General features: G+C 60.9%; 9 protein-coding genes. 3 read left to right on the forward strand and 6 right to left on the reverse strand.

The features are described from left to right. From VFO93_RS12175 to VFO93_RS12200, 6 genes are all read right to left on the reverse strand, one after another. A partial coding sequence (locus tag VFO93_RS12175; RefSeq protein WP_325134645.1) for a DNA repair ATPase occupies positions 1 to 3549 on the reverse strand: 3549 nt, incomplete at its 3' end. An 88-nt stretch (positions 3550 to 3637) separates the two neighbouring features. Beyond that, positions 3638 to 4027 (reverse strand): endonuclease domain-containing protein, encoded by a 390-nt coding sequence (locus VFO93_RS12180; protein WP_325134646.1) that lies wholly within the window; start codon positions 4025 to 4027, stop codon positions 3638 to 3640. 204 nt (positions 4028 to 4231) lie between these two features. Further along, complete coding sequence (locus tag VFO93_RS12185) at positions 4232 to 6400, reverse strand: flotillin family protein (RefSeq protein ID WP_325134647.1); 2169 nt, start codon at positions 6398 to 6400, stop codon at positions 4232 to 4234. A gap of 51 nt (positions 6401 to 6451) precedes the next feature. Continuing rightward, on the reverse strand, positions 6452 to 7078 hold the full coding sequence (locus VFO93_RS12190; protein WP_325134648.1) for a hypothetical protein: 627 nt from the start codon (positions 7076 to 7078) through the stop codon (positions 6452 to 6454). Between the two features lie 205 nt (positions 7079 to 7283). Beyond that, complete coding sequence (locus VFO93_RS12195; RefSeq protein ID WP_325134649.1) at positions 7284 to 7991, reverse strand: PspA/IM30 family protein; 708 nt, start codon at positions 7989 to 7991, stop codon at positions 7284 to 7286. Further along, the gene (locus VFO93_RS12200; RefSeq protein WP_325134650.1) at positions 7988 to 8410 is read right to left on the reverse strand and encodes a YbjN domain-containing protein; all 423 of its coding nucleotides are present in this window, start codon (positions 8408 to 8410) and stop codon (positions 7988 to 7990) included. Before VFO93_RS12200 ends, VFO93_RS12195 begins: the two co-directional genes overlap by 4 nt. Positions 8411 to 8579: 169 nt before the next feature. On the opposite strand from VFO93_RS12200, the gene VFO93_RS12205 reads away from it, so the two are divergent. From VFO93_RS12205 to VFO93_RS12215, 3 genes are all read left to right on the forward strand, one after another. Beyond that, a complete protein-coding gene (locus VFO93_RS12205; protein ID WP_325134651.1) occupies positions 8580 to 9374 on the forward strand; it encodes a LexA family transcriptional regulator in 795 nt (264 codons plus the stop codon). A 363-nt stretch (positions 9375 to 9737) separates the two neighbouring features. Continuing rightward, the gene (locus VFO93_RS12210; RefSeq protein WP_325134652.1) at positions 9738 to 10424 is read left to right on the forward strand and encodes a response regulator transcription factor; all 687 of its coding nucleotides are present in this window, start codon (positions 9738 to 9740) and stop codon (positions 10422 to 10424) included. Continuing rightward, on the forward strand, positions 10421 to 11659 hold a 1239-nt coding region (locus tag VFO93_RS12215), incomplete at its 3' end, for a sensor histidine kinase (protein ID WP_325134653.1). The genes VFO93_RS12210 and VFO93_RS12215, both read left to right, overlap by 4 nt.

The raw sequence follows: 11659 nt of genomic DNA on the forward strand, positions 1-11659 counted from the left end.
CGGCCCCCTCCCCTCCGGGAGAGGGGGAGCCTGACGACTTCTTGCGTCGTTATTACTACTTATCTTATTTGAGCTTACGCCACCAGTCGTCAGGCTCCCCTCTCCCGGAGGGGAGGGGTCGGGGGTGGGGTAAACGGCGTCAGGGTTCGCCCGCACGAACGCCCCCACCCACTGCCGCACCAGCTGAAACTGCGCCGCCGGCTGCTCGGCCAGCGCGGCCACCGACGCCTCGTATGGCGCGGTGGCCTGGCGCGCCTTCAGCGACTGCTGAAACTGCTCGACCAGCGCGGCGGCCTCGGCCGAGGCCACGAAGGTTTCGCCCCGCGTCAGCTCGTAGAAGAGGTACTCGCCGGCCTCGGCTACCTCTTCGGGTGCGAACAGGCCGGTGCGGGCCGCAAACTCGTCTACCGCCTCTTGCAGCTCGTGCATGAGGCCCCGAAACTCGCGGGCATCGGGAAACACCTGGAGCAGCACCCCGATGCCGTGCAGCTGGCGCTGCCAGCTCGCCCGCTGGGCTTCGGGCGCGAAGCGCTGCCAGTAGAGCGCGGCGGCCACCCGCACGGGGGCGGGGTAGCGCAGCAAATCGGCGGTGCGGGTGAGGCGCACCAGCGCCCCGAGCAGCAGGGCCGCGTCGGCGTCGTGCACGCCTTTGAGGTAGCCCTCGGCGAAGCGCGGAGCCATGAAGTGCTGCACGTAGGTGGTTAGCTCAGCGGGCGTTAGCTTGGCCAGCTCCTCGATGCCGAGCACGGCGGGCGCGTCGGCCCGGGCGGGCCTGGGGTGCTCGGCGGCTTGCAGCACCAGCCAGGCCAGGTACTCGGCGCGGTACACGTCGGCGTTTTCGGAGGCCAGGGTTTGGTCCCACACCGGGCGGGCGCTGAGCACTGCGGGGTCGGTTATTTTCTGGAAAAAATTGGTGCCCGTGAGGTGGTAGTGCAGCTCGCCCTCGCGTAGCACGATGGTGAGGTCGAGCGGCTGGGTGTTGACGGTGAAGGCGTAGGAGCCGAATTTCAGCGCCTGCCCGCCGTCGGTGAATAGCTCGGCGCGGTCCTTGAGCTGGCGCACGGCGTCCTCCTTCACCGTTTTGAGGCGGCTTTGCAGCTCGTCGGCCTTCACGGTATCGCCTAGGTCAAGCAGCTCCTGCACGGTTTGGCGCACCTTTTCCACCAGCATATCGGCCGCGAAGTAGCCGTTGATGTCGGCCAGCGTTTCGAGCCGACCCAGGCGATTTTGCACCGCCTTGATGATGCGCTCGGCCGACTGCGCCAGGGCCGAGGCGCGCTGATTGCGGGCCGCTACCAGGCTCACCTTGCGCGACTCAAACGCCTCGGACACCGTTTCGCGGCGCTCGGCGAGCTGGGTCAGAAACTGGTCAAAATCGGGGAATTTGCCTTCCAGCTCTTCTAGCTGCACGAGCAGCTTGGTGCTGTACTCGTCGCACTTGGCGGGCGTGTCGCTCAGGTCGAGGTAGTTGACGAGCGCCTGCTCCAGCAGCTTGAGCTGGGCCGTGAATTCGGCCTGCGCCTCGGTGCCGGCCAGCGCCTGCCGCCGCCGCTTCAGGGCCGCCCGTATCTGGTTGAAGCCCGCGTAAATCGTGGAAATGCTGTCGATGATGCGCGTGGTTTGCGTGGGGTCGTCCATCGGCAAATTGCCCACCACTTCAATCAGTAGCTCCAGCTCGCTCGATACGGCGTTGGCTTCTTTTTCGCGCTCGTTGGCTTCGGTCGTTTTTTGCACTTTTTCTACGCCCTCCGCAATGGCTTGCACGCGGGTGGCGTAGGGTTTCAGGGCATCGGGCCGCAGTAGAAACTCGACGGTTTGGCCGGCTACCTGCTTGCTGGTTTCGGTCAGTTCTTCGGCCGCTTTTTCTACGGCGGGCAGGTCCACGTAGCGCAGCTCTTTCAGCGAAATCACCTCGCCCCGCGTGGCGCGCAGCGCGGCTAGTAGCCCCACGTATTCGTTTACCTCCGTCACGTCGGCCATGCGGGCGATGCGGGCGCGCAGCTCATCGGCCTGGCTTAGCCCACGCTGCACGGCTTCAGCCGTGCTTTTGCGGATAGCGCGCACTTTATCAAACTCTTCCACGGCCGCCGTGGCCGTTTGCTGAATCTCACTCAGCGGCTCGGCCAGGGCCTGGGTGGCGGGGTCGCGCAGCCAGTGGTAGGTATCGGCCAGGGTGGTCGTGCGCTTGATGAGGTCGAGGTAGAGGCCGGCGTAGCTGTCTTCCTTGCCGGCCAGCGTCAGCACTTCCTGCACCTCGGCCATCGCCCGCACTATCTCCTTGTTGCCAAGCTGGTAGAGCACCGAATCCTGAGTCTGGGGCAGCTCAAAATCGGGGGCTACGTAGGGCGTCTGCCAGATTTGCACGGCGTGGTGCTTCTTAGGCTCCTCATCGGCCCGGAAATAGCACAATTCCCCGTCCTCAAACAGCGCGTAGCCGTGGCAGACGATGGGGTTATCGACGCGCTGGGCAATGAGGTTGTACGAGAGCAGCAGGTAGGTACCGTCTTCGCGGTTGTAGAAGACGTACAGAAAATCCTCGCCGTTAGGCGAAGCCAGGCGCTTCTCAAACTGCATGTTGTGCAGGCCATTGTCGAAGAGCTTGCTGGCCCCGGTTTGGAGGTAGAAGCCGTGCGGAAATATCAGGCCCTGGCCATCGGGCAGCAGCACGCAGGCTTCGGCGAGGGCGTCGAGGCGCTGGGCGGTGCGCAGCTTGGCATTGAAGAGAAAATAGCGGTAGGCCGACTCCTGGTAGGGCTTGATTTTCAGCAGTATCAGGTTATCCAGCACCGCGTAGTGGATTTCCGAGTCGTCGAGCGACTGGTCTTTGTCGGCCACCGGCTCGGCCAGGATGCCGCGGCCGGTTTCGGTATTGTTCTCAACCTTGATGGTGAGGTCGCCGCCGATGGTTTCGACAAACACCTTATCCTCGATGCTGATGTGCGGGTGCTTACCGGGCACCTGCATGTCGCGGGTGGCGCGCTTCCAAGCAAATTCCTGCTGCGGCGGGTAGGTGTACTCGTGGTCGCTGCGGTTGTCGAGGTAGCTGAGCGCGTTGTTTTCCTCGTCCAGCAGCCACTTGAAAGTTTTGATGTCGGTCGCACTTTTGCCCACCCGAAACACCATGAACAAGTGCGGCCCGCGCACCGCAAACTTCACAAACTGCGTGCTCTTGTAGTAGCGGTACAGGTTGCGAAACTCCTCCAGAAACTGCGGGTGCTGAAGCATTTCCAGCCCCAGGGGCTGAAACTCGCGGTTTTCGTACTGGTACACCCCAAACACGTCGGCCAGTTCGGTCTCGGTTTTCAGCCCAATCACAACGTTGAAGCCGAAGATGAACCGGCGGCCCACCGCCACCATATCCCACGGCACGCAGTTGTTGGTGGTCGTGATGCGGCTGGTGCCCAGCAGGTGCGTGTCGATGGCCCCGAACACGGCTTTGCGCTCGGTATTCAGCGTGGCGAGGCGCTGCTGAAGGTTGGTGGCGCTGGCTTGCAGGCGGGCGCGCAGGATTTCGTAGGTGCCGCCTTCGAGTTGGGGGGTTGGTTCCATGCGTGGTGACCCCACCCCCCGGCCCCTCTCTCCTTGATGCGGAGAATCCTCCGGGAGAGGGGGAGCCTGACGTTGGTGAGGTTGGGGGTTAGTGCTTGGGGTAGTTGGGGTGGAGCAGGGCCAGGTGCTTTGTGATGCTTTCGAGCACTTTATCAGTCTGGTTTAGCACTTGGTAATTGGTGAAGCGCAGCACCAGAAAGCCGCACTCTTGGAGTTCGTGGGTGCGGCCACCGTCGTATTCAACCTCGCTGGGGTCGGCGTGTACGTCGCCATCTACTTCGATAATGAGCCAAGCCGCTAGGCACACAAAATCAACAATGAACTGCGTGATGGCGTATTGACGGCGGAAGGATGCGCCCAGCTTGATACCGCGCAGTTCTTGCCAGAGGTGATTTTCAGCGGGCGTGGGCTCCTTGCGATTGGCGCGGGCGTATTCTTTGAGGGATTTCTTCCAGCGTTTGGCGTCGGTGGTGTACATGCCGTAGCCGTTCACCCCACCCCCCGGCCCCCTCCCCTCCGGGAGAGGGGGAGCCTGACTACTTTCTTTTGCTGGTTCGCCCTCTTTCTTCTCGGTATTCACCAAAACAGATTTTAACACTGGAAATCAAGCTAACGTCAGCAGTCCTCAGGCTCCCCCTCTCCCGGAGGGGAGGGGGCCGGGGGGTGGGGTAACACGGTCGAGTTACTTCAAATCAATCGTCTTCACCAGCTTATCCCCTATCCCCAGTGCCGCCGCCGTGCTGCTCAACTGCGAAATCGTGCTCCGCGTCTTCTCATCGCCGGCCTTGTTCATCAGTTGCAGCAGCAACGCCGACACGCTTAGGTTGCGCATTTCCTCGCTACTAATGCCAAACTGATTGACGAATTTCCGCAGGTTGGCTTTGAAATCGCCGCCCCCGTCGTGGCCGAAGAAGGTGTCTTTTACCGTGCTCAATACCTCGCTGTTATGCACCGTGCGGTCGAGGGCCTTGCCCTTGGTGATGGAGCCAATAATCTGGTCGAAGAACATCGTCTCGCCGCCCACGATGTCGATTTTGGCCGCTTTTAAGGCCGAGCCGATAACGTCAGCCTGCGAGGCGGCGATGTCTTTCTGGATGCTGATTTGGGCCAGTTCCACCGACTTCTCTTTGTCCAAGCGCAACTTGAATTCTTCGTGGTCCTTCCCTACCCCGTCGAGCTTTTTCATGGCGTCGGCTTTGGCTTCGATGCCCTTGGCTTCGACCGCGAATTTCTGTTCGTTCACGGCGGCTTCGGCCAAGCCGCGCTTCTGGTCGGCGGCGGCGCGGGCTTCTACTACGCCAGCTTCGGCGAGGCCCTTTTCGCGGTTGACTTTGGCGGCCACAATGCCGATTTTCTCGTCGGCTTCGGCCTGGGCGGTGGCTTTGGCCTGAATGGCCTGGGCCTCGGCGGTGGCGGTGAGTTGCAGCACGTTGGCCTGGGTTTCGCCTTCTTTCTGGCGGGCGGTGGCTTTGGCCTGCATCACCTGGGCCTCGGCGAGGCCCACGGCGGCTGCTTTGCTGGCTTCAGCTTCAGCCAGGATGCGCATGGCCTGGGCTCGGTGGTCGGCGGCAGCGCGTTCGCCCTCCGCATCGATGAGCACCTGCCTGGCGCGGAATTCGGCGGCCTGGCGCTCCATGTCGGCAGTGCCAACGAGGGCGATGGTCGCGGCCTCGTTTTTCTGCTGGGCGGCGGTGAGGGCAACCAGCTTTTCGCGGTCGGCCTGCGCCTGGGCGCGGGTGTCCTTTATGCGCTCCTCTTCCTGCACGGTAGCTTTTTCTACCGTAATGCGCTCGCGGATAATAACCTGAATATTCTTGCGCTCTTCTTCCAGCGCCTTTTCCTTCTCAATCTGGGCCAGGGCTACGATGCGCTCGCGCTCATTGGCCTCAAGGGCTTGGGCCTGGGCCACGCGCTCGGTTTCAATGGCGTCGGTGCGCTGCTTGTTGCGCTCGGCCACCAAGATTTGCCGGTCGCGGTTTTGCTCCGCGATTTTCACTTCCTCTTCCGTCACGATGCGGGCGCGCTCGCTTTTTAGTTTTTCCTCCTGGCGCACCTTCTCGGTTTCGGCCGCCTCGCGGGCGCGGATGCTGGCGATTTCGCGGTTCTGCTTTTCCTGGTTTTCCGCCAGTTGCTTTTCGAGCTGCAAGATGGTTTCCTGCGCCTCCACGTCCTGCTTTTTAATAGTCTTTTGCTGGTCGCGCTGAATCTGGTTGGCCTGAATCTTCTGCTGCGAGGTCAGCGAAATGATTTTCTTAATCCCTTCCGCGTCCAGAATATTATCCTGGTTAAGCGCCGCCAGCGGCGTTTGCTCTAGGTAGTCGATGGCACAGTCGTCGAGCACGTAGCCGTTGAGGTCGGTGCCGATGATGCGCAGAATCTCCTGCTTGAACTGTTCGCGCGAGTTGTATAATTCAATGAAATCAAAGTGCTTTCCCACGGTTTTCAGCGCTTCCGAAAACTTAGCATCGAACAGCGCTTCCAAGGCGGCCGGGTCAGAGGCGCGGTGCGCACCGATGCTCTGCGCCACGTTCACCACGTCGTCGTGCGTTTTGTTGACGCGCACGAAGAAATTCACTTTCACGTCGGCCCGCAGGTTGTCTTTGCATACCAAGCCTTCCGCACCCGAGCGGGCAATAATGATGGTTTTCAACTTAATATCCATCACTTCCAGCTTGTGCAGCACCGGCACGATGAGGATGCCGGAAAACGACACCTTGGTATCGCCCAGGCCGGTACGCACCAGCGCCTCGCCCTGTACCGCCTTCTGGTACATGCGCGCCACGATGGCGATAAACCCAATAAGTAAGAAGCCGAGCACGACTAAAACGGCCCAGGAGAGTTGCGCAAGCATACTAAGAATGTAAAAATGACGAATAGGATTATGTTTTACTGAACGGTAAAGCTACGACGCGGCGTAGGCTTCGATGAGGTAGCAACGGCGCCGGGCATCGTAATCAATTACCAAGGCCGTTTCGCCCTTGCCGATAGAGCCGTTCAGGGCGCGCACGTTTAGCATGAGTGGCGCCCCATCGATGCGCACCGCGGCTTGCCCTAGGTGCTCGGTAGTGGTCGGTAGCAGCACGGTGCACACCTTACCTAGGGCCACGGCCCCACCGTCGTGGTCTTTTTCGAGGGCGGTGAACAGCTTCACGAAGGGCAGGGTGAGAAACTTCGCCAGAAAGATGCTGCCGACAAACAGCGGCAACAGGTACAGCAGCCCCAGCAGCAGCGCGGTATTGCCGGTGTAGTAGTTGGCTAGAATGCTGCCCACCCACAGCGGCAGCGCCACAAAGCTGAGAAACACCATTACCGGGATGCGCCCCAGGTTGAAAAAAGCCAGCGCGCCGTTGAGCCACTCTGAATCGGGGCTGTGCAGGTGCGGGCCGTCGTGGGCATCTACGTGCAGGTCAACGGTCTTAAAATCAAGCAGCCCCACAATAACCGTGAGCCAGTACAGCAGCACGAACACCAGCAGCCCGGTCGCGGGCAGGTTGGGCGGAAGCACGGCGGCGCGAAGCAGGTCGGTCATATGTGGGGGTTTATCGGGGGAAGTGATTAGGCATTACAAGTGGTTCGTGTTACCCCACCCCCGGCCCCTCCCCTCCAGGAGAGGGGAGCCTGACGAGTTTTGAGTTCTAAGTTTTGAGTTAAGAGTTGAGCAACTCAAAACTTAGAACTCAACGAATGGCTCCCCCCCTCCCGGAGGGGAGGGGGCCGGGGGGTGGGGTTTCATGTCATTCCGCCAGCCCCAGCCGCGCCTTCAGCGCCGCTAGTTCCTCCCCTGCTTTCCCTACCCCCGCTCGGCCGATGGCTTTGTCAATCTCGGCGTCAATGCTTTTACTTTCCTGCGCTATTTCGCCGTAGGCTTCCCCTAGGGCTTCTTGCGCGGCTACCTTTTCCTTCATACGCTCCAGCAACGCTACCGTGCCCGACGAGTCGAGTTGCGCCAACTGCTTGTTGATGGTGGCAGTGGCGGTGCTCACTGTTACGCGGGCTTTCAGGGTTTTCAGCTCGTTTTCCCACTGGCTGATGGTGCTTTTCAGCGTTTGCACGCTCTGGTCCATTTGGGCGGCCGATTGTTCAAACTTGGCCTGCTCTTGGGCTGTGCGGGTGGCGTGCGCTTCGTTTTCGGCTTTTTTGAGCAGGGCCTCGGTAGCGAGGCGGTCGGCTTCAGTGGCGTCTAGGTCGCCTTTGTGGGCGCGCTGGAGCAAGAGCACAGCCTTGGCTTCGTAGTCGGCAGCCTTGGTGCGGAAGCCTTCAGCTTCGTTGCGGGCGCGGATGGCCATGGCCTTCACTTCGGCCAGGCCATGCAGGGCTTTGTCGAGGTCCTGGCGCAGGTCGCGCAGGCCTTGTTCGGTAAGCTTGATGGGGTCTTCGAGCTGGTTGACAGCGGCGTGGGCTTCTGACTGCCCGATTTTGAAAAGACGATTCAGTAGGTTCATGACGCGGAAGGGGCTGGAGGTGAAGGTTTAGAAAACTGTATCAACTCGTCGGCAAACTCGCTGAGCAGCAGCCCTAGGGAGTTTACGCAGGCTTCAAGCTCGGGCAGGTCGAGGGTATCGATTTGGAGCGTATCGCGGAAGATGAGGCGGCGGCCGGTGTCATCCAGAGCAAAGGCCCCGTGGATGATGTCGCGGTTCTTTTGCAGCAGCTGCCGGTAGATGTCAAGCGAAGGTGCGGGCAGCTCCAGCAGGTACTGCTCCAGTATCAGGAGCGGGTCGCCGCAGCCGATAACGAGGTTACGAATGCCCAATTCGGGCTTATCGACTACTAGCAGGTTTTCCGGCTCGTCGGCGTGGCAAATGTCGAAGCCCAGCTCCAGCAGATAAGCTTTGATTTTAGGAAAGTAGGATTGATTCATAGGCTCGGTGGTAAATGTAGGAGAAGGCTGCAGCACCGCCTCATGTGCCCCCGCTCAAAAAAATAGCCGCTCTGCGCCCCACGTTCTGGCGCTGGTGGTAAATTTACGCTACAATCTTACGCAAGGTTTTTCAGATGCTCGTTCTTTGAGCACAAAATATTTTCCTAACATGTCCCACGTTGGCAAGAACATCCGCAAGCTGCGCACCGTTAAAAAGCTGAGTCAGGCTGCTTTTGCTGAATTATTCGGTTTGGCGCGGCCCAGCGTAGGCGCTTATGAGGAAGGCCGCTCGGAGCCCAAAATGGAGACGCTCATTCAAATTGCTCAGCATTTTGGCTTATCCGTAGACTTGCTACTTACGAAAGAACTGACGGTAAATGAGCTGTATCACTTCGACATTTTCAAGGAAAATGGCGCACCAATAGCAGCGCCGAGCCCAGTTGCAGTGGCCAGCCTACCGGCCGATGTAACGCCCCTCGTACTAGGCAGCCGCGCCCCCGAGTACATTGTGCGGCACCACGACCCGGCCTACCTCACTACCCTACCCTGGCTCAAGCTGCCGCACCAGCTCAGCGGTCCCACCCGGGCCTTCGAGATACGCGGGGCCGAAATGCAGCTGCCCAAGCGCCAGGGCCTGCGCCACAAAGACACCGTGCTGTGCAGCCGCGTGGCCCCTACCCAGCCCAGCGTGCAGGTAGGCCGCATCTACGTGTTCGTCACGCCCGGCAAAATCTTGGTGCGCCGCGTGGCCGGCCTACTCAACGACGGCCAGCGCCTTCAGCTTCGCGCCGACAACGCCGACTACAGCCCCCAGGAGCTGGAGCTAACCCAAGCCCTGGAGATATGGGAAGTGCAGGGGGTCTTCACCACGCACCTGCACACGCCTGCCCTACTCGACGAGCGCGTGGCTACCTTGGAGCAGCAAGTAGCCGAACTACTGGCGCGGGTGGCGAAGCAGGGGTAGGGTTTTGCGCAGCTGCCAGTTGGGCGGCTGGCGCTCGGGCGTGGTGCTGCGTAAGCAAAATCGCAACTTGCACTCGGCCAGCTTATTCTCAAGCCGCTGCTACCCGCTGCTGGCTGGCGAGCCGGCAAATAGCCCGGCAGCTTTTTTACCACCGACTAGACAAGTCTAATCGGCTTCTAATGTAGCCTTTTACTACTAATCGTACCTTTGCCGTAGCTAAAAAAGCCAGCGGTTGCTGGTTTTCTATCAGGCTTTTCGCTAGCCTTATCCTGCGCTGAGGCAGGGGAAATTGCGACCGCCTTTGTGTAGCAGGGATACAGCCTAACCTCCCGGCTGGGGCCCTTCTACTAATATGATACGCTTATGAGAGTTCTGCTGGTAGAGGACGAGTTGAAGGTAATTGCCGTTCTCAAGCAGGGCTTTGAGGAGGAAGGCTTTTTGGTGGATGTGGCCTTCGATGGCAAAACCGGCCACCTCATGGCCCTAGGCAACCAGTACGATATTATTCTGCTCGACATTGGCCTGCCGCACCTCAATGGCTACGAGCTGTGCACGCTCATCCGGCGGCGCGATGCGCAGGTGCCCATCCTGATGCTCACGGCCCTAGGTACTACTGATAACAAGGTGGAGGCCCTGACGCTGGGGGCCGACGACTACGTGGTAAAGCCCTTCGAATTTCGGGAGCTGCTGGCCCGCGTGCGCGCCCTCACGCGCCGCGCCCAGCCCGATTTTGGCCCGGTGGTGCTGCAAGCCGCCGACTTGGAGCTGAATCCCACCACCAAGCAAGTAACCTGCGGCGGCCAGCTCGTGACGCTCACCGCCCGCGAGTTTGCGCTGCTCGAAGTGCTGCTGCGCCACAAAAACAAAGTATTGTCGCGCGCCGACCTGATTGAGAAAGTATGGACCCTGAACTTCGATACCGGCACCAACGTGGTGGATGTGTATATCAACTACTTGCGCAATAAAATAGAAAAGCCCTTCGGCCGCCGCCTTATCCAGACGGTGGTGGGCATGGGCTACGTGCTGCGCGACGAGCCCACGGCGCTATGACCATCCGCACGCGCCTGGCGTGGCAGTTTACGCTGCTAATGGGGCTGCTGCTGACCGCGGGCCTAGGCACGGTCTACTACCTGTCGTGGTACAACACGCGGCAGCAGTACGAGCAGCGCCTGCGCGAGCGCGCCCACACGGCCGCTGCGCTCTTTTTGGAAGCCGACGAGCAAAGCCCTGCCTCGACCAACCGCACCCGGCAGCGCTTCCTGCGCACCCTGCACGGCGAGGTAATCGGCATCTTCGACGCGGCCGGTCGCCTGCGCTTCAATACGCAGGCCGACAGCGCCTTTACCCCGGCGCTGCTGGCCCGCGTGCGCCGTGAGGGCGCGGTGCAGCTGCGGCGCGGTGCCCGGCAAGTGGTCGGTATCTATTACCAGGATAATCAGGGCGATTTCTGCATTTTAGTGGCGGCCGAAGACTACGGCGGGCAGGCGCGGCTAGCTTATCTGCGCCTTGTGTCGGCGGGCGTGCTGCTGGCGAGCGTGGTGGTGAGCTTCGTGCTGGGCCGCTGGTTTGCGCGCAATGCGCTGGCGCCCATTAGTCAGCTGGTACACCAAGCGCAACGCGTGAGTGCCGCCGACTTGCGCCTGCCCCTGCCCGCCGGCGAGCCCAACGACGAAGTAGGCGAGCTTTCGGCTACGCTGAATTTGATGCTTCAGCGGCTTAAGGAGTCGTTTGAGCGGCAGAAGAGCTTTGTCAGCAACGCCTCGCACGAACTGCGCACGCCCCTCACCAGCATCATGGCTACGCTGGAAGTGGCGCTCACCCGCCCGCGCTCGCCCGAGGCCTACGTCGAAACGCTGCACTCTACGCTGCAAGACGCCCACCGCCTGAAGGAAATCATCAACCGACTGCTGCAACTCGCGCAGCTCGACTCGCACGAGGCGGGCCTGCAACCCGGCAGCACCATGCGCCTCGACGAGGTGCTCTATGAGACGTGCGAAGAAGTAGCCGCGCACTACGACCCTAGCCGCATCCAGGTGCTGCTGCGCCGGCTGCCCGCCGATGCCGAGCAGCTCGACGTGCCCGGCGACCGCCACCTGTTCCGGCTGGCCCTCGGCAACCTGATTGGCAACGCCTGCAAGTTCTCGACCGCGCCCGTCACCTGCACGCTCGATTGCACTGACCAGCAGGCCGTTATCAGCATCACCGACCAAGGCATCGGCATTGCGCCGGATGAGCTGGCCCAGGTACGCCAGACGTTTTTCCGGGCCTCCAATGCCCAGGGCATC

It is taken from the genome of Hymenobacter sp., assembly GCF_035709525.1.
Classification (GTDB): domain Bacteria; phylum Bacteroidota; class Bacteroidia; order Cytophagales; family Hymenobacteraceae; genus Hymenobacter.

Bases quoted from the DNA above. Each gene is read 5' to 3' on its own strand.
- VFO93_RS12180 (WP_325134646.1), bottom strand. From the start codon at position 4,027: ATGTACACCACCGACGCCAAACGCTGGAAGAAATCCCTCAAAGAATAC.
- VFO93_RS12185 (WP_325134647.1), bottom strand. From the start codon at position 6,400: ATGCTTGCGCAACTCTCCTGGGCCGTTTTAGTCGTGCTCGGCTTCTTA.
- VFO93_RS12190 (WP_325134648.1), bottom strand. From the start codon at position 7,078: ATGACCGACCTGCTTCGCGCCGCCGTGCTTCCGCCCAACCTGCCCGCG.
- VFO93_RS12195 (WP_325134649.1), bottom strand. From the start codon at position 7,991: ATGAACCTACTGAATCGTCTTTTCAAAATCGGGCAGTCAGAAGCCCAC.
- VFO93_RS12200 (WP_325134650.1), bottom strand. From the start codon at position 8,410: ATGAATCAATCCTACTTTCCTAAAATCAAAGCTTATCTGCTGGAGCTG.
- VFO93_RS12205 (WP_325134651.1), top strand. From the start codon at position 8,580: ATGTCCCACGTTGGCAAGAACATCCGCAAGCTGCGCACCGTTAAAAAG.
- VFO93_RS12210 (WP_325134652.1), top strand. From the start codon at position 9,738: ATGAGAGTTCTGCTGGTAGAGGACGAGTTGAAGGTAATTGCCGTTCTC.